Source organism: Bradyrhizobium sp. Ec3.3 (genome assembly GCF_000472925.1).
Taxonomy (GTDB): domain Bacteria; phylum Pseudomonadota; class Alphaproteobacteria; order Rhizobiales; family Xanthobacteraceae; genus Bradyrhizobium.
In genome coordinates, this window is the sequence record NZ_AXAS01000056.1 from 23,115 (window position 1) to 45,851 (window position 22,737).

The following is a 22,737-nucleotide window of genomic DNA, read 5'->3' on the forward strand; positions in this document are numbered from 1 at the left end:
ACAGCCGGATCGCGACTATCGAAAAGTCTCGAGGACAAACCTGTCGATGACGTCCAGATCATGTTGGTACGATTCGTACCAACGACGACCAGTGTATGACGGTTGAACGCTTATCGCGGAAGCGATTTAGTGATCATACTGCTGGTAGCGGCGAATTTGCGTCGAATTCTCCCCCATTGCCGAGGATTTCCTGCGTCGTTCGGCATTTACGCAATGCGCAGCGCCAGCTCAACAGTAACTTGCCGACTAAACGCCACATAGCGCAGTGGTGCCTATTCCCGTAACGATCCAATGGAGGAGCGGGGAGCCTCGTAAGGAGATTTTTGTCAGTTTTCTGACCCGCAATTTTTTTTGCGCATCTGTGATACGCGCGCTAACCATCAGGTAAATTGAAACTGTCGCAATTCCCTGTTCGATGTGACTCATGTGGATCGTTTACAGCGAATTAAGTCAAGCTGGCGTTGATAACGCCCCGGGGCAGAGAAACGAGATCCAGGGGACGCATGATGCGTGGTGCACAGAAGCAGGCCGCAAACATCGATACGAAGATGTTCGAGGACGTGCCCATTCTGCGGCGCAAGTGGCAGGCTGCGCTCAGGCCCGGCGAAGTCCTTGCGCGCTACGAAGACGTGATGCTGGGCGGCCTTGGACGCCCTGCCGACCATATGATGCTGCTCAAGCGCGACAACGGCGCATTCGCCGTGTCACGGACCGGCCGCTGCGCAGAAATGGCTGGGCGGCGAGGGCTGGGGCATTCCGATGGAGGCTCTGCCGCCGGATTGCGCCACGGCTCTGAGCGAAGCGGCGTCCAATGCGATGGCCAACAGCCGACCTTATCTCGCCATCGCCCATTCGTTGCGCGACGGCATGGTGCGAACTTATGAGGTGCTTGCGTTGCCGACCTACTGCCGCTGGAGCGGCACGCTTATCGGCATCTACGTCAATGAACAGGGAGCACAATACAATCTGCTGGATGCGATCTTTTCCACGACAGGCGATGGCGTGATCGCGCTCTTGACCATTCGCGATGCAGTAGGAAATCCAGTCGATTTTCAGATCGCGCACCACAACCAGGCCGCGGCGAAGCTGCTCAATGTGCCAGGACGAAGCCTGCAGTGGCAGCGTCTGAACACCTCAGGCTATCTGCTCGGCTCGGAAGCGGTCATGGAGCGCCTGCGAGCTGCGGCCGCGAAGCACCAGAGCGACCAGTTCGAGATCGAACATGAAGATCGCTGCCTGCGCCTGGCGGTGACGATCTTCAGCGGCATCCTTTCGCTGGTGATTTCCGATGTCACGCCCTTGAAGCGCCGCGAGGCCTCGTTCCGGCTGCTGTTCGACAGCAATCCGATGCCGATGTGGGTGTTCGACCTCGAGACAATGGCATTTCTGATGGTCAATGACGCGGCAGTGAATCACTACGGCTATGCTCGAGAGAATTTCCTGCAGATGAAAGTCCACGAGATCTGTCCAAAGGACGAGTGGGACAGCCATGCGCGGGCGCTCCAGGATCTCGACGAGACCTGCCAGTCCGAGCGGCACTGGCGGCATGTAGAAGCCGATGGCAGCGAGCTTTGTGTGCTCACCTACGGGCGACGGCTCGTGCTCGACCAGCGTGAGGGTTATCTGGTGGCGGTCGCCGACATCACCGAACGCCGCAAGGCCGAAGCCCGCGTCGCCCATATGGCCCACCACGACGGGTTGACCAACCTGGCCAATCGCGCTCTGCACAAAGCGCGGTTACGCGACGCGCTCGAGGCCGGCGGCCATGCGCCGGGCGAGCGCGTCGCGGTCCTATGCACTAATCTCGACCTGTTCAAGAACGCCAATGACTCCTTCGGCCATCCCATGGGCGATCAGCTGCTCCAGCAGGTGGCCGATCGGCTGCGATGCGAGATGAGTGGCAACAATCTGGCAGCACGGCTCGGCGGCGATGAATTTGCGGTAATCATGACCACTGATACCTCGCCCAAGGAGGCCAGCGATTTCGCTGTCCGACTGATTCGGACATTGAGTGTGCCTTACGAGATCGACGGCCATCAGGTCGTGATAGGCGCCTCAATCGGCATCGCACTCTGGCCGGGAGATGGCACGAGTAGCGAGGAGCTGATGCGCAACGCCGATATGGCGCTTTACCGCGCCAAAGAGGATGGCCGCGGGGTCCATCGCTTCTTCGAGCCCGAGATGGACCGCCAGGCGCAGCGACGTCGCGAGATGGAGTCCGATCTGCGCCGCGCGCTTGCCGATGGCGAGTTCGAGCTGAACTACCAGCCCGTGGTTGATCTCGCGAGCGATAGGATCTCGGGGTTCGAGGCGCTGCTGCGCTGGCGCCATCCGAAAAGGGGCATGATCTCGCCGGCCGACTTCATCCCGGTGGCGGAAGATATCGGACTGATTGGTTCGCTCGGAGAGTGGGTGCTGCTCGAAGCCTGCAGAGAGGCGGCGAGTTGGCCTTCCGAGGTCAAGATCGCGGTAAATCTGTCGCCGGTGCAATTCCGCAGCCGTAACCTGGTGCAGGTCGCGATTTCCGCGCTGGCCAATTCAGGCCTACCGCCCAAGCGGCTCGAACTCGAAATCACTGAGTCGGTGTTCCTGGCGGAGACAGAAGCCAACATCGCGATCTTGCATCAATTGCGCGAACTCGGCGTTTCCATTTCACTTGACGATTTTGGCACGGGTTATTCCAGCCTGAGCTACCTGCGCAGCTTTCCCTTCGACAAGATAAAGATCGGCCGCTCGTTTGTGAAGGATCTCGCAAAACGCTCCGACTGCGTCGCCATCGTGCGTGCGATTTCGGGTCTCGGGCGCAGTCTCAACATCACTACGCCCGCCGAAGGCGTGGAGACCACCGATCAGCTCGATCGGCTGCGCGCGGAGGGCTGCAACGAAGTGCAGGGATTCCTGTTCAGCGCCGCCAAGCCGGCCGCTGAGGTTGAGCAGCTCTTGCTTCGTTTTGGCGCGAGCGCGTCGAGGGCCGCGTGAATTTTGCATCGGAGTTTTTCAGTCGAAGAACGTCGGCCCGCTTAGTGCGCTACACGAAGTGGACCTAGTCCAGCCCTGGACCGATATGCTTTGATGTTTGGGGTGTAACCGGCACGCGTGGTATTCCAATGTACATGATTATTCGCAAGTACACCAAAGTTCGTTCGGTAGCAGATGCCGCTCGCCGCGCGAAAAGCGGCGTCGGTCAGATCTTAAAGGGATCACACGGATTCAGATCGTATTATGTGCTGGATGGAGGCGAAGAGGTCGGTGTCGCCGTGATGATCTTCGAGGATCGCGAGAGCGCCGATGCGGCCAATTCAAAGATCTTGGAGTTTGTTCAAGCTAGTCTGCATGATCTTCATCTTGGAGACCCCGAGATCGTAGCCGGGGACGTTTTGGTGAGTATACAAGCTGATGCGTGATCGTTCGCAAATGCCCCTCTTCAAGCATGGCTACTGCGGGGCAAGGTACCACGTCTAAGCTAACTCGTGCGTTTCCGACCAACATCCCGACCAACTCGGCTTACGGCATTCTTGGATGTTCAAAGGTGGCGAGATAAAGCGAACAATGTCGCTGGACGGGGGAGGAGTTCTGCCTCCGCAGGTTAGGATTGACGCTCCCATGCAGATTGCTCCAGCAGAGATAATGGTCGACTACATTCCACCCGGCCAGACGTTGGCTACTCTCGAAGCCACACCCTACAGGCCTAGATCAGCTTGACGGCGCCGTTATCGAAGCAACGTCGTTGACAAACAGCTAGTCTATCCGACGACGCGGCCGGATGATTTCGGTCATAGCCATCATCTCGTCAATTCTGGTCGCGGTCGATGCGGCAAAGCTAGATCGCAGTGGTAAGCGGCAGACGTTGATGGGCGTGGCGAGGATGGGTCCCAGAGACGGGACCTGTCCTTGCAGTTTTTGTCTGGAAACACCGGACCGGCCAATTCCTCTCGTTGGATCAGCGCGTCGAGCCGCGCATCGAACGACCGCTCAAGCTACTTCGTCGGACAGCCCGCTTCTGCGGAGCTGCTCAAGCGCAAGTCGTTGGCCGTCGGATTGTGGATGAGGTGATGGCGGTGCTGCGCCGGGCCGCAGACGGTTCGACGCGCCCACAAATCGTGCAGCCGGCGAACGGCTGGAAGCATCTGTACCATGGAGTCGGAGAATTCCGTGTTGACGGCTGGACGATGGAGGCATTCAAGCGCAGCTTCGGAATGAAGTATGTGCAGGAGGCGCGCGCCCCGGACGGACGAACCGGCAGTTACGAGTCGTTTGCGGCTCGCTAAGGTGACCCATTCAGCCTTCTCGAAGACAACGAGCAGGACGCCATCAGCGAGATCCTGGAAAGGCTGAAGGGTCAATAGGAGGTCGGCGGTTACCTGCTGGGTCGCGCTTCCGTTCGTCCCGAGTGACGACGGCATCGCGCCCAGGAGAGCCGCACCGACGCAACCGGCATTCCAGCTTGCGATCAAGACGTCGCACCCGCCTATTTAGTTGACATCAATACCGCATCCTCGAAGATCACTTCGCCATCGATCATGGTAAGCAAGCTCGTCGTCGTCGGGATTTGCGGCGTCGGCACCGTCAGGACATCCTGCGAAAGCACCGCAAGGTCGGCGGCAAAGCCGGGCGCCAGCCGGCCCTTTCGCTTTTCTTGCCCTTCTGCGTAAGCGCCTCCCGACGTATAGGCCGTCAGCGCCTGCTCGCGCGTCAACGCTTCCGAGGGGTCGTTTGGCACCAGTACGGCCAGCATCAAATTGAGAAACGGGTTCTGCTCCTTTACGCCACCATCGGAACCAAGCGCCAGCGGAATGCCCGCGGTGACGAAGCCCTGCAACACTCTGGAGTGATCGGGGATTTTTTGTCCCCCGGTCGGCGGAAGGGCAAGGTGGGTTGGATTCTGGATCACGACCAGGCCCAGTTGCGCCACCTTCTCGAATGCGTCGGGGCCGATGCCGTCGCCATGCTCGATGCGAACGCGTTTTTCGCGCCAGGTTGCGGCAGACGCGAGCTCGGTCATCATCTTCAGCACACGGTCGGTTTCGGCGTCGCCGACGACGTGAAGCGCGAGCTGCGTCGGCCGCGTCAATCCAAGCTGCAGGATCTCACGCAATTGCGCGTCGGTGAAGTCAGACCGCCCGCGCCATCCGGGACGACCGACATAGTCTGCGCGCTGCACGGAATTCTGTTCGATCGGCGTGCCGTCCAGCACCCATTTCGGACCTTCGACGCGGACTTTCGGCAATCTTTGGTCGGCCACCCGGTCAATCGCCGCCCATGCGTAGGGAACGCTGCGGGTATTGAAGGCGCCCCAGGAGTAGATCGTCCATTTCTGCAGCGGTTTTGCGATGGCAAGCCCGCCCAGCGTGACCTCGAGCGACTTGTTATCGTTCATTAGGTGGATCGAGGTAACGCCCCAGCGGGCGTAGCGTTGTTGCGCTTCACCCAGCAGGGCGGCGAGGCGCTCCGGATTCGCGGGCTGGATGCGCCGCATGATCGTCTCGGCCTCGTAGCCTCCGCCATCGAGGCGTCCGCTTTCGTCGCGGCCCCACCAGCCGCCCAAGGGGTCGGCGATGTCGTCGGTAATGCCGAGCCGGCGAAAGCCCTCGCTGTTGGTGATATTGACATGTCCCCAGAACGCCCTGAGCAGCACCGGCGTGTTGGGCGCGACGGCATCGAGCGCCTCGCGCCAGTTGCGATGATCGCGCGCGATCTGAGGGCCGATTGTGGCGCTGACCCAGTCGGTGCGGGTCTTCGCCGCCTGTTCGATCACCGCGAGCAATTGCTCTGCGGTCGGCCCGGGATAAGGCAGGCCCGGCATGGGCACCGGTGGCGTTGGAAAAGCTTCGCCGAGGTGAACATGGGCTTCGGTCAGCCCCGGTGTCACCAGCCGTCCGCCAGCGTCGATGATTCGGGTGTTCGGTCCGGCCAACGCGCGGACCTGCTCGTTGGACCCAACCGTGAGAATCCGACCATCCTCGATCGCGACGGCCTGGGTATAGGGTAGTGCCGGATCGGCGGTAAAAATTTTGGCGTTGACCAGGACCGCCTGAGGGGCGGCAAGGGCGGCCGAGCCGACCAGAAGGAGCGACAACGCTCCGACGCCGAGGCGCCCGATTGATCCGCCAACAGATATAACTCCCATGACATCCTCCCGCTGTGATCCCCGGGTTTCGTCCTAGCCCGGATCGGGACAGGCACCGGCCGTCGTTCGCGGCGGCAAGCTTGGCCCTCGCGGGTCTTGCGCGTCATGAAGGAACGCTGAAGAATTGCTGAAACTCTACCGAAGTGGCCGGATTTCCCGCCTCTTCGGCCGGCCAGCTCGGAAGGAGGACATCCGCATGTCGGCGGAGCGGTACCTGATCGGCGACGCCACGCTCGATCTGTCGCAGGGCTGCCTGCGCCGCAACGGAGCTGACGTGGCCTTGCGTCCCAAGAGTTTTGCGCTGCTGCATTATCTGGTGACCCATGCGGGCCGGCTCGTGACCAAGGACGAACTGCTGTCGAAGATCTGGCCCGGCGTGATTGTCACGGAAGATTCGCTGACACGCTGCATCAGCGAAGTGCGTGCGGCGCTGGAAGACACTGGCCAGACTGTGGTCAAGACGGTTTCGAAAAGGGGCTATATCTTCGCCGGGCCGGTTACGTTGTTGGACGACGACGCCGTCAGGGAGCAGGCCGCCGGGCCGATGCCGGCTGCTCGGCGCGACGTTCGACGCGCGGGCTGGATGCTGCCGCTGTTCGGACTTGCCGGTGTGCTCGCGATTGCCGGCCTGATCTGGTCCACGATGTCCTGGCAGCATGCGCCGGTGCGACCGCGCCTATCGCTGATCGTCCTGCCATTCTCGAATTTGAGCGCGGACCCTGCACAGGATTATCTTGGCGACATCATCACCGATGAGTTGACGACGGCCTTGTCGCGGCTGCGCGACTCGACTGTGATTTCCGTCCGCAGCGCTTTCACCCTCAAGGACAAGCCGGTCCAGATCAAGCAACTCGGCGCCGATTTCGGCGTCAATTACGCGCTAGAGGGCAGCGTACTGCGCAGCGACGGGTCGGTGCGCATTAATGCGAGGCTGGTCGACGCGCAGAGCGCGAAAACGCTATGGTCCGACCAGTTCGATGTGCGGCGCGCCGAGCTTCTGCAGACCCAGGACGACATCGTCACGCGGTTGGCAAGCGCGCTCCATGTCGAACTCGTTCGGGCCGAAACCGGGCGCGTGACCGCTGTCGCAAATCTGGATGCCGAGGACCTTGCGATGCGGTGCGAGGCGGCCTCGTACCGCCTCGGCGCGGCCGCGGCCTCGACCTACGAGCTCTGCGAACGGGCGCTGGACATCGACCCCCGTAACGTACGGGCGCTGATTCGGCTCGCGTCCTACTACGCCTCGCGCGTCTCGCGGGTTCAGAGTCCGAACCGCGCCGCGGACCTGCAGCGGGCCGACAGCCTCGTCAGCCGCGCGCTCGAAATCGACCCCGGTTATTATGCGGCTCACTGCCTGAAGGCCATCGTGCTGGAAGGAACCCATCATGTGCGGGATGCGGTCGTTGCCGCCGAACGTTGCCTGGCGCTCAATCCAAGTTATGCGGGCGCCTACCGGACCTTGGCTCTAGAATATTTCTTCCTCGCCGAGCCGGACAAAGTGCTTGAATATGCCGATCACGGCATCCGTCTCAGTCCACGCGATCCCGAAACCGGGATTTTCCTGCTGCTCAAGGGCTGGGCGTATTTCATCATGGAGAAGGACGACGAGGCCCTGGTGTGGCTGCGCCGCGCGGCGGCGGCCTCGCCCGGGATCCCGACAATCCTTGCCGGGCTCGCCTCTTCGCTGGCGCTGACGGGACGCGACGCCGAGGCCCGCGCGACGCTGGCGCTATATTTTGCGCTCCCCGCGACGCAGACGCGGACGATCGCGCAGTGGGATTACGTCCCGGACGACAATCCCGCTTTCATGAAATTTCACCTTCGGTTCAGGGAAGGCCTGCGCAAGGCGGGAATGCCGGAGCGCTAGGCGAAATACATCGGTCAAGCCTGAAGGATTCTTGTGCCTGGACGGCGGCTTTGGCCCTTAGCAATGTATCGCGTTGCCCGCGCGAACCTGGTCACTATCGGGACAAAGTGGACCTAGCCTTCGTCGGCGTCACGCCGACGGGTCTATGGATACACAGCCTTAGCGAAGACGCGATTTGCGGCGTCGATATCCGTCGGCAAATTCAGCAACCTACACCAGGTCGTCTGAGTCCCTGGGAATGAGAAAGGTTATCGCCCTCAAGCGCTACTCCCTTCGTCTTTCGGGGCCAAAGCCGTCCTAAGCTGCGCCTACTGTGGCGAGGAATTTCTGCACTTCCAGCTTCAGACGATTGCTATCCCCCGATAAGGACCTGGCGGCGGTAAGGACCTGCGTGGATGCGGTGCCAGTCTCGCCCGCACCGCGGTTTACTTCTGCAATGTTCGAGGCAACCTCATTTGTACCAATTGCCGCCTGTTGCCCGTTCCGGGCGATCTCCTGATTTGCCGCGCCTTGTTCTTCCACCGCAGAAGCGATGGCCGAACAAATTTCCGAGATTCGGCTGATGACGCTGCTGACTTCTTTGATGCTTGCTACCGACTCCTGGGTGGACGATTGGATTCCGGTGATCTTTTGGCTGATCTCCTTCGTTGCCTTGGCGGTCTGCTCCGCCAATATTTTCACCTCGGAGGCAACCACCGCAAAACCTCGCCCTGCTTCTCCGGCGCGGGCCGCTTCGATCGTCGCGTTCAAGGCAAGAAGATTTGTTTGACCCGCGATTGTGTTGATGAGCTCGATGACGTTACCGATCCTGCCCGCGGCCTCAGAGAGCGAGAGTACGCGTTGATCTGCGTTGTGGGCTTGTCGTACGGCTTCACTGGCGATACGAGCTGATTCCTGAACCTGCCGGCTAATCTCGTTCACCGAAGCTGACATTTCTTCAGTTGCCGACGCGACAGTTTGAACATTAGCGGAAGCCTGTTCAGAGGCCGATGCTACGGCGGTCGAGAGTCGCTGGGTCGATTCCGCAGTCTTCGTCAGTGAGCCAGCCGACGCTTCCAGCTCGGTAGACGCGGAGGAAACGGTCTCAGACAATTTCCCCGATGGTCGCTTCGAATGCATCGGCAAGCCTTCGCATGTCGGACTTTCGTTGCTCGGCAGCGATACGATCCTGGGCTGCTTTGCCTTCGGCTTCCGCCTCCGCCTTCTCGGCCGCTTTCACTTTAAACCTTTCGACCGCGCCCGCAATTTCGCCAATTTCGTCGTTGCGGCCAAGGCCGGGGAGTACAACATCGAAATTGCCCTCGGCCAAGTCCAGCATCGACGCTGTCAGCTCCCGAATCGGCTTGCTTATGCTGCGCGATGTAAGCACCGAGAGGACGACACCAAGGACCATGCTGAGAGCACCAAGAACCAGGGCAATCGTCACCCCCAATCCAAGGTCTTCCTCTGCCTTCAACACGGTCGCTTTCGAAGCCTTCTCATAATCGTTTGCAAGCGGTTCTGCGAGTCCGTCGACCCGACCTCCGGCCGCGAGCGCACAACTTACGGCGGATTTCGCTTCAACGGTGTCCAGAGCACCGTTTCTCCCTCTATAATCCTTCAGTCTTAGCGCCTTCGCTTCATCGTCCGAGACAGCTACCTTCAAATCCCGCACTTGAGCCTGGCGACCCAAGTCCCTGGTGTCAGCAGCAAGCTCATCAAGCTGCGCGAAGGCTTTTTTGTAGTCGTCTGCCGCCTTGTCCCAATGCGATTGATCGTCAGTTGCCAAGGCCATCCAGACATGCATCCGCGCTTCAAACACAAGTTTTTCGATGCGCTCGTCTTCGACCACGTGATTTTCTTTGGCGAACGACAGTTGCCAACGATCCGCTGGCGCTCCGGGAAGCATGGATCGGGTAACCGCCGATTGTAGCGGTCATCAGAAGGAGCAGTCCGAAGCCGATCATCAGCCGACCGGCGATTTTGATGTCTGCAAGCACGTGCTATGGCTTTCTGCTAGTAGGAGGTCGTCTTACTTCGAATGTTCTCACGCAGCGGCCCGATCGCGCGGTGGGAATGTCAGCTAAAGGCTGGAAGATTTCAGTTTGGCGAGCTCGAGGTCTTGCTCGATCCGATTGAGACCCGTTTCTAGTGTGGCCCTCGCTGAAGCGTCAGCAATCTTTTGTATCATCACTCGTAACTGACGATGGATCTGCTCCAGCGTGGCGATCGCGTGATCAATCGTGAGCTTGGAGCTCGTTTGAATGTCTTTAAGCCGCTGAATTGCGCGTCGATCGGGATCGCATGCCATCGGCGCCGGCAACTGCACTATCCGCGTGCCGCGTTGACCGATAGCCGTCGTTTGTGTTCGCTCAAGATTGATCCGCACCGGTGCACCCGGACGACGAAACTCCGCAACATTGAGCATTTCGAATCTCGGTCAATCTGCATCTAAGACTGCGCGCGTGCAGCTACGCGAATGGACCCCGCGTATGAGTCGAAACACATAGGTAGCGACTGCTTGTTGGTTCGGTTGGTAAGGCGGCCCCAGCTAACAAATTTCTTTAAATGCGGGTGATCTACCGCGCGCTACACACGATCGACTGCTTCGTCCTCCGAGATCCGTGAACTGCGACTTGCATCACGAATCTGGATTTCTGCGCCGCATGGTCAGGCAGCGCAGAAATCCATCAGGATGGAAGAGGAAACGCACGAAGAAAGCAGTTAGGATCTCGAGCACACTCCACTTGGCATATTTTAAGGGGTGGATCCGGCCGCAAAAGATCACACAAAAAAATACATTCCTGGTGGCAGTCCACGAGGCCCGCACGTCCACCTACGCCTTCAGGTTCATAGTCGGCGACTTGTAAGCGGCTCGCAGGTCCGGCACACGAGCCTCTCGCATACGCGCTGGTTCACTTCTTGCTCGCGCGCAATGAGCCCCCAGCAGACCAAAGATCTCCCAGCTTCCGATGCGATCCTTTTGAACGCGATGTGGCCATGGCTCACGCGCCTTCTTCAGAGCAAGCTCTCTGAGCCAGTGGGCGTTATAGCCACGGTCTGCAAGCAGCATTGAGCCGGCTGAAACCGCAGTTTTCCAGCAAGTCGAACGTCGTGGGCCTCGCCGGCGCTCAACGCCAGCAGTGCCAGCAGACCATTGCCATCGACCACCGCATGATTTTGCTTGTCAAGCCGCCGCGTAGCACGCGGACAATGGACGTATCGGTCATCTGGACAGCGGCATCTTGGCAGCGGCCAGCGCGTCTGTGATGCGGCCCCAGACACCAGCCCGCTGCTTAACGAAGCGGTTGTAGCACGCGCTGTATGGGCCAAACGCCTCCGGTAGATCGTGCCAGGGTGCTCCGGTCGCAAGTCCCAGAAAATTGCCATTGAGGATACGGCGATCGTTCACCCGAGAAGCGCCACGCGGCTTGTTCGCAGCGTCGGCTTGATGGCAGTCCATTCATGATCCGCGAATTCGTAGTGCATGATTCGTGCCCCGGATTGGGGACTTGAATAGGGGGCTGGCCGAGCGCGATGTTCCTGGCCCTGCTCCTAGGTTCGACGCTTTTGGACAGAAGCGGACGTCAACTATCCGGCAAAGTCCGCCGAAATTGTCGAGGTGACACAGAGCGGTCCTGCGTACACACGCCGCACTTGCGTTGCAGCATCGCGCTGGATGCGACTGCCATCGAGACGTGTTACTCTCCGCCGGTCGTCCTCAAACCTTGATGAGGATCGAATGAAGCGCCGAGAGTTCATTGCTGCCAGTGCGGCGTTGCTCGTTTCGCCATGGCGTTCGTGGGCACAGGGGACGCCTCGGCGGATCGGCTATCTTGATCCCTTCCTTAATTTCCCGCTCTACAAGGTGTGGCTAGACAGCTTACGCGATCATGGCTGGATCGAAGGGAAGAACCTGATAATTGATTTCCGAAATGCTGAAGGGCATCCCCAGCGCCTGCCGCCTCTGGCAACCGAGCTTGTTGCCCTCAAGCCCGATCTGCTGGTTGGCCCGAGCCCTCAGGTAGCCGTTGCCCTGAAATCGGCAACAGCTACCATTCCGATCGTATTCGTGGCTGTCGCCGATCCCGTGGGGCTCGGCCTCGTGCAAAGCCTGTCGCGACCGGGAGGCAATATCACGGGCCTTTCGACCTTGGTACCCGAAGACTTCCTCGAGAAACGCCTCGAAATCCTCCGCGAACTCGTTCCCGGCGCCTCGAAAATCGCGCTCTTGGTCAATCCGAACAACCCAATGCATAGGCTGATACTTGCTGAGTATGTGCCTCGCACAGCACGGAACACGGGCGTGACTCTGACGATAGTTGAGGCGACCACCGCCGAGGAACTCGATATCGCCTTTGCCTCGGCCGCTGCCCAACACGCCGATGCTATAATTGATATTGGCGATCCTCTCACCATCGTCCAAGAGGCTCCGCGAGTGATCGCGCTCGCGGCGAAGCATCATCTCCCGGCAAATTACCAGTTCCGAAGTCAAGCTGCCGCAGGCGGATTGATCGTGTACGGCCCCGATTTCGCCGATCTGCTCCGCCGTGCAGGCGACTACGTCGATAAAATTCTCAGAGGCGCCAAGCCTGCCGATCTGCCGGTCGAGCAGCCGACCAAATTCGAGCTAATCATCAACATGAAGGCTGCCAAAGCGCTCGGTCTCACCGTGCCGCCCTCGTTGCTCGTCCGGGCCGACGAGGTTATCGAATAGAGATGCGAGATGCCGGTTGCTGCAGGCGCATGAGTCAGGTAATGGCCCATCTGTATGGACCGGCCGCGCGTTGCAAGCCAAAAGTGATGATCTGGAGGTCATGGGTCTTGCGCTTCTGTATCCGGCCCGTGAGCGGAACTGTTGTGTTCCTGGCCATCATGGATATCCCCGCGCGCTCGATCTCATTCGCGTCTCGGCCCCGAAGGCCATATGGGCCACCTGATCACGAACGCGCAGGCGAGACCTTTTCTCCATCTCCTCATTCCGACTCGCAGACCTCGGCGGGAAAGCCAAACTCTGGCTTTGGGATCAGCTAAAGCCGTCCCCTCGGAGCCACTGTCGCTCGCTCGCCCGATCTGGCGAGCGACGGGGGCGATAGGGGGCGGCGGCCATCCCCTTGGTGAACCTGAACGTGTTCATTTCAGGCTGCTGCCTTTGTGATGCGCGCCTCATAGCTGCGGAACGCCATGCCGAAGTCGCAGGAGCATTACGACCAAGAAGATTTTCGACTGCACCAAGCGCGGGTCCAGTTGATCTGAGGGTCAGCAAGAATCACCTCTCGCCGGTCGCCCTCTTGACGGCTTCGCTAATCTCGATCACCCGGTGAGCGGGATCGTTCGAAGGTCCGTGGAGAGTCAGATCGCCCATCCCAAGATCGAGCACTGAGGTCTTTCCTCCATAGTCAATCGAGATTTGGCGTGAAAAAATTGCACGTCCCGCGCGATCACCTCGAGCCAAGGCGAAACGGTGGTGCGCTTGCTTCTAACCACTTTCGGCCAATGATTGTCCATATCGGCTTGTGTCTTTAATCTCACGTGAGCGACGATGCTTTGATCTCAATTATTCGGGTTTTGATCGGGATAGTCGGGGCTGATTTGCGCGCTTGCCTCAGGAATCATATGTGTCGATTGCCGACCACCGGGTATCCAAGCTAAGATTTGGCAATCCTATTTTCAACCAGACAGTTTTCGAGCATGACTGAGGTCACCAGCGCCACACCAGGGGTTTCTAAACACTCTTCGGCTACTTCGTGGCTTAAACCACACGTGTGGATTTTGACGCGAGAAAATGGTGCCGCCGATCGAGGCACTTCCGGTCAGGCACCATCAACGGAAATCCTGAGCTCTGAGGCACTGAAGAAGACCCTCCTTGCGGCACGAGCTATCAGCTATAGCAACCCGGCGGCCGGCGGGGCGAATGGTATGCACTTTGCCAAAGTGCTCGATCAGTTTGGCATCAGCCAGGAAATGCAGCCGAAAACCAAATTGCCGCCTCCAGGTGGAATGACCGGCACCTGCTGGTGCGCGGCGAAGTAGATTTAGCAATTCAACAGATCCCGGAACTGCGTTCCGTTGAGGGCATCGAACTTGTCGGGCCGCTGCCAAGCGATCTCCAAGCCCACAGTGTTTTCGGAGCGGGGATTCCCATCACCACAAGAGCGCCCGATGCCGCACGAGCCTTCTGGGCTAAGGTGCTCCTCGCCGGGGGCACTCGCAGGAGGGGCTCGCCTTCGGCGATCGCTATCACTGCCCATCCAGTCGGGTGCCCTTTTATAATCCGACAAGCGGCCGTCGAACGATCTTTAGAAAGATCCGCAACCGCATCGGCGATAGCGGCGTCATGCTCAGCCTGCGCCGCCCGGACAGCGAGCGAAGCGGGCAACGGCCCGCCATTGGTTGCGAACTCACGGTAGATCGCAAAATCCCGAGCGAGTGTGAAGCGGGTCCAACGGGTTGAAGCCTCCCAGCAAGTCTTGAGCGGTATACAGTGAAGTGGGCACAGTGACGCCCATCGCAAAATCGCCAGCTGCAATATGACAAAGTATACGGCGCGGAACGTTTCGACGGGCGTTATACACCCTGTGCACGTATTGCGCGAGCAGCATATTCGTGCATGATGCCCGTCCAGATGGGGGAGCGGTCATGGTCACGGCGGTGGCGGTCAGAGCTTATGCAAGTCCGAGCTGCGTGCTCCTTACCTTCGATTGGAGGGATGGTGCAGAACATCAGGATTTCCTAGGGTTCGCCATCCAGCGCAATCCGGGCTACGGGCGCGATGGAAAACCGCAATTCCTGTTCAATAAGCTCGATTTTGTCCCTCTGGCGGAGGATGCCCGTCCGAAGGGCAGCGATGAAGCGCCAATCCAGAAGTTCAATTGGTGGGACGGCGGTATCAATATCGATGATCAGGGCAAAACCTTCGAATACACGGTCGTTCCTGTCCTTGGTACGGGGCCGGACGATTTGAAGCTACAGCATGCGGCGGCCGGGAAGAGGTCGGTTACCGTGCCGCCGCAGCTCGAGGGGCAGATCGCGACCTACTTCAACCGCGCTGTCGTGAGCGCGCAGAGTTTCGCCAAGCAAAAAGACAAGCCGCTCGACAAGCAGATGGACTGGTTGGCCAACGGCTTACAAAACGCCGTTCCCCAAATTCTGAGCGAAAGCGACGCGTTTGAATGCGCCATTTATCATCTGTCGGACAACCGGTGGATCATTCCGGCTTTCGAAGCCTTCAAGGGACGCGGCTCGATTATCTATTTCGACAAGGCGGAGGACACGAAGTCCCGCGCGGCCGCCCATTTGATAGCGGAGCAGCGGCCCAATATTTCGATCCATAAGCGTGATGCTATCTCCAAGCTCATGCACGACAAGTTCATCATTTCGTACCGGAAGAAGCATGAGCAAGCGGTGCTGATGGGCTCGACTAACTTTACGCCCGAAGCTCAAACGGTGCAGGCCAATCTACTACATATTATCCATTCGCGCGAGCTCGCCGCGCTTTATGCCGAACGCGCGAACCTTCTCGCCAAGAACGTTGGCAAGAAAGATATGGACGCGCCAGACTGGAATGAGGTGACTGACGTTGATGGCACGGAAATGCGGGTCTTCTTTCTGCCCGAACCGGGAGACAGCCGGAAGTTCCTTGATACGGTCACGGCCGCTGTCAAGAAGGCCAAATCGTCCGTCTTGTTCTGCATGTATACGGCCTCCGACAAAGAACTCATGGAGGCGATCTTCGCTAAGGGAGACTCGCCCAAGCATCTCATCTACGGGTTGCTCAACAGCATCGATGACCCCGACAAGCCGACCAAGAAGGGCGAGAAGCGCAAGCTTCCCGAGATTGCCGCGACCATCTTCCACCGCTCGCAAACCAACCCGGACACGCTTCCCTATGCGGCTTTCGGCGCGAATGCGCCGCGAGGCTTCCTGCCCGAACTGAAGACGATTGATACGACGTCCTATGACGCGTCGGCAGCTAAAGGAAAACCAAAGCCTGCACAGAAAGCCGCCAAGAAAAAATCGAGCGGCCCGCCCCCCATCCTTGTGCACCACAAATTCATTGTGATTGATGGTGATACAGAGGCGCCAACCATCTACACAGGATCGCCCAATTTCAGCAAGTCGTCAGAAAATTCGAACGACGAAAACGTACTTGAGATCAAGGGCAATACTAGGCTCGCTCAAGCGTATGTCGCCGAACTCATGCGTCTCTACAATCATTACCGTGCCCGAGCGATCTGGAACAAGACGCACGAGCAGAAGGGGAAAAAGCCAGAGGTCGGTTCAGAGGCTGATCCGCTTGTGCTCAAGCGAACGCGGGACGCGTGGGTAAAGGATGCCTACAAGGGCGGCACGAAGGCCTCGCTTGCGAGGGAGCGCGGCCTTTAGGTCGGGCGCCCATGCGCCGAAGCCTACCAGTTTGTTTGACGTTGCTGTACTTTAGCTTTTGCACTTGTTTGGTGGATGATCATTGGGTTCGAGCATCCAACCCCGATTGAAAGTATGCGATTGCAGCCATGGCCCAAACCACACGATCTTCCACCCTTCTCCGTCTTTCCAAACGCTATACGGTGATCGCTGTTGCGGCGTGGACCGTCGCTGGCGCCGCAATCGCCGGGGTCTGGAAAGTCTACGAGTTTCAGACCGAGCAGGCCCGTCTCCTCAGTGAATCGCTTGCCAAGCAAGCTGAGACCGTAGTGGAGCGCGATGAAGCGCGGAGCCAGGCGGCACTTACCCGAAGGATCGAAGCGCAAAAACCATTCTTGCAGAAAAAGCTCGACCTGTTTTTCGAGACCATTCAACAGGCCCAGCGCCTTACCGAATGGGAGATCGACCCGAAGGGCGAAACCTGGAAGCAAGCGACAAAGCGATTTTGGGAGTTGCGTTGGGGCGAGTTGGAGATGGTCGGCGATGCCGGCGTCCGCAATGCCGCGCGTCTCGTCGGCCAGCAGATCACCGAGACGGAAGAATTCCCGAACCGCGACAGGCATGATCTTCGTTGGGCGGTCGAATGCTTAGCCGATGAGCTTCGCTTTGCAATCGAACACGCGTGGGGTATCGATACGAAGGCGACGCGCGAAAGCGTCCTGCGCGGGGAGGGAGCCATAGGCAAGCTTCCCAATGGCTGTGTGGCAGGAAACCAGGACCCCATTCGCCCGGCTGGCATGCAGCCCCTCAAGGCGAAGGGAAACCTTCATCAAGCTCGATCATCGCAATCCGACTAACGGTCCGTTTGCCGGCAAACCCTCTGGAGCATTGCATGAGTGTCCGTCGATTTGTCCTGCTCGCCCTCATCCTCCTGCTTGGAACAGCGCAAGCTGTGGAGGCGCGGGAGATCAAGATCACAACATGGAATCTCGGGTGGCACTTGAGCCAAGCCGAAGCAAAGGATTGGATCCGTGATTGCAGCCAACCATTCGCGCTCAATCCCGCCAGTGGCCTGTTCGAACCGTCGACAACTGGGGCAACCAAGCCCGGCTGGGAGCTCAAGTGGGGCCGTAATGCCAAGATCAAATGGGACATCGCCGTAAAGCCCCCATGCGACGTTTATCAGGCCAACTTCAAGATCGTGCCGGTCACCGAATCTGCCTATCAGAAGCGCGCCCAGCAACTCCAGAACTTCATCGGGACGAACCTCGATCCGGATATTATCGCGTTTCAGGAAGTGAGCGGCGCCACCGCAGTGCGCGAAGTTCTGCCCAACAACGGTGCCGATTACGAGATCTGCTCGTTTGATAACTTCAAGGTCCAGCGGCTCGCGATTGCTTGGAAGCGGAGCTTAGGGACGGGCTCCGACTGTGCCGTCGCTGCTCCCTTGTCGGTTCCGGACCTCGCTGCCACGGATCAGGTGCGCCCCGGGCTATCGGTGACGCTTCAGATCGACGGTAAGCCCCTGCGTGTCATGACCGTGCACCTTAAATCGTCCTGCGTCAGCCCGCTCGAAGACCGTGGCAAGCTCGATGGCGGCGGCGACGCATGCCCGATCCTCCAGCGGCAAGTGCGTCCGCTCGAGGATTGGCTGGAAACCAGCTCCGCAGGCATGCCGGTCGTTCTGATGGGCGATTTCAACCGCAATCTTTCGCATGAGAAAAACTCCATCGCAAAATCCGCCGTGCGCTCCGATGGGAGCGATCCCGCTTCGTCTCTATCCACGGGCGTCCTCGTTCGCAGCCTGTACGGCGAGGTAAATGATGGTGCTCCCGCTTCCAGTGCCCTTTCACACCTGGAGCCTCAATGCCCGGTCAACGCTGTCGCAAAGCAACTCTGCGAGCGCTCCAAGCGTGAGCTGTTCGATCAGGACGCCCTCAAGCCTTTGACACGCGCGGATAGCCTTGGGTGCCGTAATCCGATCGGGTTGGACCAGATGCTCGTCAGCATAAGCCTTTCGGTTCCTGATCCCGCCATCAAGGTTGCGATCGGCCGATTCGGGGGAACGCGTCCGGCCGGCCAAGGCCATCCCGATCCGTTGCTGGCGATCTCGGACCATTGTCCTTCGATGGCGACCCTTCGCTTCTAGCGAGACAGTGAACAGTGCGAGCCTGACGATCTTCGTATCCCGTGAGTGCGAGGGTGTTGCCGCGCGCGTACCGCCGGCCATGACCGTTTCGCGCAACAACGGCCAGGAGCCCCTTTGGGAGCCGCTTTGCGCGCGTTTCCTCTTCGGTCCAGATCTCCCTGCGCCTCAGCAGTACTCCCGCTCCAGAAATCCGGCCATGAAGTCGACCTGGTCGACGCACGTGGTCAGGAAGAATTTGCAGAAATCGACAAGCCCTGCCATCGTGAGGTTGCCGCGGCCATCGAGATCGCCGTAGCGCGGTTCGTCTGCGGCCTGCAGGTTGGCTTTATAGTAGGCGACGCACCGCGCAAGTCCTCGCGAGACGGCCCAGAGCTCAGAGCCGATGTCTAGTTCGCCCAAGAGCGCGTGCGAGAACATGCGCGTCACGCGGCCGTTGCCGTCCAGAAACGGGTGAATCCAAGTCAGGCGATGGTGGGATGCGGCAACGCCGATAATTTTGCTTAGCTTGGAAAGGTGCGTCGAGGAATAGCCCTCGGCGAACCGCTTGAGGAACGCGGGAAGATTTTCAGGTGGCGGAGGAATATGAAGACTAACCTTGACATGCTCTTTCCGCAGTTCGCCGGGGACAATCTTGATTTTCTCTTTCGTGGTGGGGAGCTCGACGATAAGCAGCTCTTCCGGCAAGCGTTCGCAAAAGTGTTTATGCCTCCAGATCATAAAATCGCCGCCTGCGCTGCTGCGCCTATGGCGACGGCCGAGGCGTATCGGCGCTCGCACATGAGGCGATCAAAGTTTCTTCTGATCGGCGCTCGTTCTGGAACGACGATTGTCGTCGAATATCGATCTCGTCTGGAAATCCGATCAAATCGTCGGACTGGGGTGGTTTTGCCGGCGGCGTGACTGGAGCGATGGCCTTGATCGCCGGAGTGATCGCAACGCAGCGTTATGACAAAAATATGCAGCGGGGTCAGGACGTGCGGCTTCTCAGCTGGGCCGCCAAGAGCTCCCGTTGCGCCCTCTGGTTCGTCCCGGTGAGGGACGGCGAAACATTACTCAGTTCGTCTCTGGATCAGCCGAGAGGTTCGGATAGCGCTCGCGAAGACAGCTTAAGCAGTTCCGGTGCCGGGCCGTGCTGTGACAACATTGTAGTTCCCGAAGATCGAGCGGTGCAGTTCGCGGCGTATCGGTGAGCTGTCCAGTGGGGCGGAATTCTAGGATCGTGGCGACGATATCGAGCACTCCTCGAACATGACGGCCGATATCGCTAAGCTGGGGTCACCGCCTTCGGCTCTGTCGACAAACGCGCAACGGTTGCGCATTTGCCCCTCGGCTCTCCAGAGCGCCTTGCGCGTAGGGTGCCCAGATTTCCTTTGAACGGGTATTCTGAATTGAGGCAGAAGGCTTCTTTGATGCTGCCCCGGCGCTCGCCGATCGCCTCATCAGCGCGGCGTTCGGTCAATGCACACCTAGTTCTCACGACGCGCTCCGATGGCTCGACTTCGGTGGATGACATAATGCGGTGAGCGCCGCCGCAAGCCGCGCATGTGGCGTTACTGCAATCCATGACACGTTAAGGTGTTGACATTTGCACTACTATAGCAGAGATTGTATTACCAACTTTGTTGATGGCGTACGCGCCGCGACGTTGCATCTCTATATCCACGCAAACGAGCCGTCGATGAGATCAATTTGGATGGCTGCCTAGGAAGTGGGTTCGTGTTCCAGCGAACGATTTCCTCAAGCAGTTGCGAGCAACGTTACTGGCAACGGAATATAAGGGGTCGATCATGCCGACGAGCAATGCCCTTATGATTGATGCCTTGCTGACGCTGGGTTTTGGGGTCCAACACTCCTTGATCGCGACGCTCGCGGTCAAGAAGCAGGCCGGCAAGTGGTTTACGATCGATCCGTTGGCATGGCGATCCGTAGAGTCCCTCGTCAATGTTCTCTATATTCTGGTTGCAGCGATGCTGTGGCAGCCGGTTGACGTGGTCGTCTGGCGCCTGGAGGGGCTTCCGGCGACCATCATGCTGGTGGCGTGTTGCCTGTCCTGGATCTGGTACTGGCAGCTCCATCTGTTCGAATACGATTGCGGCCTGGCATTCGGCTCGACGACGTTCGTGAGCTGGCTGAGTGGCCCTGCGTCGAGGCCAAAGCTAACGCCCTGGAAGGTCGGAAGCCGACGTTGGGTCCGCTTCCCGGTGCACACCGCCTTCTTCGGAATGTTCTTTCTGCTTCCAACCATGACGCTGGACCTCTTGGTCCTCGCAGTCGTTCTCAACATCTACAACGTGATCGGCAGCGTTCTCTATGACAAGCGGCTGGAGAAGGTCGGCGGCAGTGCCTATGCCGACTATCAGGCGGTGACTGGGCTGATCTGGCCGCCGCTCTATCGCGCTCCCTTCGGCGCTTTGAATATCAGAATGCCTGAGCCGCAGCATTGGCGTCGGCCGCAAATGCATTGGATGGGCGTAGTTGGGGGAATAGGCTTGGCCGCTCTCTATTACTTCGGTCTCGGCGCGACACATCTCTCACCGCTCGCCATGGTGAAAGTCGGCCTGTTCGGTCTGCTCGGTGCGATCCTGGTCGGATTGGTGCTGGGGCTCGCCTGCAAGCCCGAGGCTGACGACTGGGGGCAGCAGCAGACAGATCTGTCGACGACCGTCGCCTTGTCTGCGGCTCTAGGAGTCATCCTCTGGGCTGGTGCGATCTGGCTGAAAACGGGCGCTCCGCCGACCTTCGCGGCTTATCTTCCGCTCTGGTTTACCGTCCAATATGTCGGCCACGTCTTTGCCGTTTTGGCCGACCGGAGGAAATGGGCCTATGGCAGCGCAGCCATCTATAGCGAGGCGAAGGCGACGGGAAGCAGCTGACACGAGATCCGCCCGCACAGGAGATGATTGTCATGAACCGCTTTTGGCCCCCGCGGCCTAGTCACACGGTTCTCTCCGTCTCATTGCCTGCGGCGAGCCCGCTGCTCGGCTCGTTCGCGGCGAATTCGCTCAGGCGGGTTGCTCAGATTGCGGAGATCATCCGCGGCTATCAGGACCTCGCGCCCGACGAGCGCAACGACCGGGCGAAAGAGATCGTCCAGCTACGCCATGCCGAGGCTGCCGCCATGGAGGCCTGCGCAGATGTGCTGGATTGCGACGCATCGGCGACATGTCTGCGCCTGCGCGCCGAAGCGTTGCGCGGCGGTTCCTGGCCTGAACGGGTCGAACGGTGCATCGGACTCGACGAGACGAGATTGATCTCCTTGAGCGGGGACCTGCACACTTGGCACAACAAGTCGCGTGAGGTCTTTCATTCGGCTCTCTTTGCCGCCGTGGACCGCCGTTACGACCGGCTCGTGGAGGATCTCGATGGTCAGATCGATGCGCTGACCTGCTACATCCAGACGACCCTCAATCCGCGACTGATCGTGCGGCCTCCAGCCCTCTTCAAGGTGGGCAACCTCATCTTCTGCGGCGGCGAAGCCAATCGCTATCCGAAGCACTTTGCGTACTTCCTGCCGGAAGATGAAGGGATCAAGCGCGCCCGGATGAAGAAGACGGTGGTCTTCGCCAACGTCTACTCCGCAATCTATCATGGCATCAGTGCGCCGTTCGGCTCGTCGGCCCTGGTGCTCGAGGGGGACGATGATCAGACGGCCGCTCCGTCGGTCAAGGATTATCTCATCTGCTGGTTTCGTGGCCATGACATCGGCCACGGGGTGGTGCTGCCAGAAACGGATTTCCGGGTATTGGGCCAGCAGGGACGCGCAGCGTCCATGATGCTTCAGGAGGTCATGGCCGACCTGTTCGGTCTGCTGCTGGTAAGCGGCGGGCCCTGGTCGGGCTTGGCCAATCTGCGCAGCGATGTCGCCGTCAAAGTCTTCCTGAACGAGATGCTCCGCTACCTGCGTCGCGGGGAAACCTATTTCCCCGACGCGGAAGCCGCGTTTCTGGAGCTGTCGTTCCTCGAACTCAACGGCTTCGTCCACGTCGATTTCGACCGGCGAAAGATCATGACCTCCGTCGAGCGCGTCCTGTCCGGCGTCACGCAGATGCTGACGCTCCTGGCCGGAACCGCGCTTGCAAATGATGTGGAGGGTACGAAGGCGGTCATCGACCGATACGGCAGCGGGGCGCGAGCGCAGTTCTCGTCGAAATTCCGCGCGTCCTTCGGACAATCCACCGAAGTGCTCGATTATGTGCAGACGGTCTAAACCGACGAATTGGAAGGGCGAGGGGTGCTGAGCTTGTCAGTTTC

General features: G+C 59.4%; 14 protein-coding genes and 3 pseudogenes. 12 read left to right on the forward strand and 5 right to left on the reverse strand.

What is annotated here, in order from left to right:
- Positions 1-506: 506 nt before the first annotated feature.
- The 3 genes and pseudogenes from YUU_RS52855 (at position 507) to YUU_RS0136245 (ending at position 4,268) form a co-directional block, all read left to right on the forward strand.
- A pseudogene (locus tag YUU_RS52855) lies at positions 507-2,979 on the forward strand (putative bifunctional diguanylate cyclase/phosphodiesterase).
- Positions 2,980-3,107: 128 nt separating this feature from the next.
- Complete coding sequence (locus tag YUU_RS0136240) at positions 3,108-3,404, forward strand: hypothetical protein (protein WP_027526724.1); 297 nt, start codon at positions 3,108-3,110, stop codon at positions 3,402-3,404.
- A 648-nt stretch (positions 3,405-4,052) separates the two neighbouring features.
- The gene (locus tag YUU_RS0136245; protein ID WP_027526725.1) at positions 4,053-4,268 is read left to right on the forward strand and encodes a hypothetical protein; all 216 of its coding nucleotides are present in this window, start codon (positions 4,053-4,055) and stop codon (positions 4,266-4,268) included.
- Between the two features lie 200 nt (positions 4,269-4,468).
- Here YUU_RS0136245 and YUU_RS0136250 read toward each other — a convergent pair whose 3' ends face one another.
- Positions 4,469-6,127 carry an amidohydrolase gene (locus YUU_RS0136250; RefSeq protein WP_084801709.1) on the reverse strand — a complete coding sequence of 553 codons (1,659 nt, stop codon included), beginning with the start codon at positions 6,125-6,127 and terminating at the stop codon, positions 4,469-4,471.
- A gap of 196 nt (positions 6,128-6,323) precedes the next feature.
- Here YUU_RS0136250 and YUU_RS0136255 point away from each other — a divergent pair, with 196 nt between their 5' ends.
- Positions 6,324-7,994 carry a winged helix-turn-helix domain-containing tetratricopeptide repeat protein gene (locus tag YUU_RS0136255; protein WP_027526727.1) on the forward strand — a complete coding sequence of 557 codons (1,671 nt, stop codon included), beginning with the start codon at positions 6,324-6,326 and terminating at the stop codon, positions 7,992-7,994.
- Positions 7,995-8,291: 297 nt separating this feature from the next.
- Here YUU_RS0136255 and YUU_RS57145 read toward each other — a convergent pair.
- The 3 genes and pseudogenes from YUU_RS57145 to YUU_RS52865 all read right to left on the reverse strand — a co-directional run.
- A pseudogene (locus YUU_RS57145) lies at positions 8,292-9,345 on the reverse strand (methyl-accepting chemotaxis protein); the annotation flags it as partial.
- A gap of 711 nt (positions 9,346-10,056) precedes the next feature.
- A complete protein-coding gene (locus YUU_RS0136270; RefSeq protein WP_027526728.1) occupies positions 10,057-10,401 on the reverse strand; it encodes a hypothetical protein in 345 nt (114 codons plus the stop codon).
- 585 nt (positions 10,402-10,986) lie between these two features.
- Positions 10,987-11,462, reverse strand: a pseudogene (locus YUU_RS52865) (transposase); the annotation flags it as partial.
- Positions 11,463-11,715: 253 nt separating this feature from the next.
- On the opposite strand from YUU_RS52865, the gene YUU_RS52870 reads away from it, so the two are divergent.
- The 6 genes from YUU_RS52870 to YUU_RS0136320 all read left to right on the forward strand — a co-directional run bounded on the left by YUU_RS52870 (position 11,716) and on the right by YUU_RS0136320 (position 18,486).
- Complete coding sequence (locus YUU_RS52870) at positions 11,716-12,690, forward strand: ABC transporter substrate-binding protein (protein WP_035664339.1); 975 nt, start codon at positions 11,716-11,718, stop codon at positions 12,688-12,690.
- Between the two features lie 974 nt (positions 12,691-13,664).
- Positions 13,665-14,006, forward strand: a complete 342-nt coding sequence (locus YUU_RS59235; protein ID WP_156944702.1) for a hypothetical protein — start codon at positions 13,665-13,667, stop codon at positions 14,004-14,006.
- The gene (locus tag YUU_RS62900) at positions 13,991-14,383 is read left to right on the forward strand and encodes a substrate-binding domain-containing protein (RefSeq protein ID WP_371260542.1); all 393 of its coding nucleotides are present in this window, start codon (positions 13,991-13,993) and stop codon (positions 14,381-14,383) included. The genes YUU_RS59235 and YUU_RS62900 overlap by 16 nt, the downstream gene beginning before the upstream one ends.
- A gap of 229 nt (positions 14,384-14,612) precedes the next feature.
- Positions 14,613-16,358 (forward strand): phospholipase D-like domain-containing protein, encoded by a 1,746-nt coding sequence (locus tag YUU_RS0136310; RefSeq protein WP_027526732.1) that lies wholly within the window; start codon positions 14,613-14,615, stop codon positions 16,356-16,358.
- A gap of 128 nt (positions 16,359-16,486) precedes the next feature.
- On the forward strand, positions 16,487-17,194 hold the full coding sequence (locus YUU_RS0136315; protein ID WP_027526733.1) for a hypothetical protein: 708 nt from the start codon (positions 16,487-16,489) through the stop codon (positions 17,192-17,194).
- Positions 17,195-17,229: 35 nt separating this feature from the next.
- A complete protein-coding gene (locus YUU_RS0136320; protein WP_035664341.1) occupies positions 17,230-18,486 on the forward strand; it encodes an endonuclease/exonuclease/phosphatase family protein in 1,257 nt (418 codons plus the stop codon).
- Positions 18,487-18,651: 165 nt separating this feature from the next.
- On the opposite strand, the gene YUU_RS57150 is transcribed toward YUU_RS0136320, so the two are convergent.
- Complete coding sequence (locus YUU_RS57150) at positions 18,652-19,203, reverse strand: Fic family protein (protein ID WP_245288206.1); 552 nt, start codon at positions 19,201-19,203, stop codon at positions 18,652-18,654.
- A 1,091-nt stretch (positions 19,204-20,294) separates the two neighbouring features.
- On the opposite strand from YUU_RS57150, the gene YUU_RS52880 reads away from it, so the two are divergent.
- Together YUU_RS52880 and YUU_RS0136340 are read left to right on the forward strand one after the other, a co-directional pair.
- A complete protein-coding gene (locus YUU_RS52880; protein ID WP_051390078.1) occupies positions 20,295-21,359 on the forward strand; it encodes a hypothetical protein in 1,065 nt (354 codons plus the stop codon).
- Positions 21,360-21,604: 245 nt separating this feature from the next.
- Positions 21,605-22,693, forward strand: coding sequence for a hypothetical protein (locus YUU_RS0136340; RefSeq protein WP_156944703.1), 1,089 nt, complete (start codon positions 21,605-21,607; stop codon positions 22,691-22,693).
- The last annotated feature ends 44 nt before the right edge of the window (positions 22,694-22,737 follow it).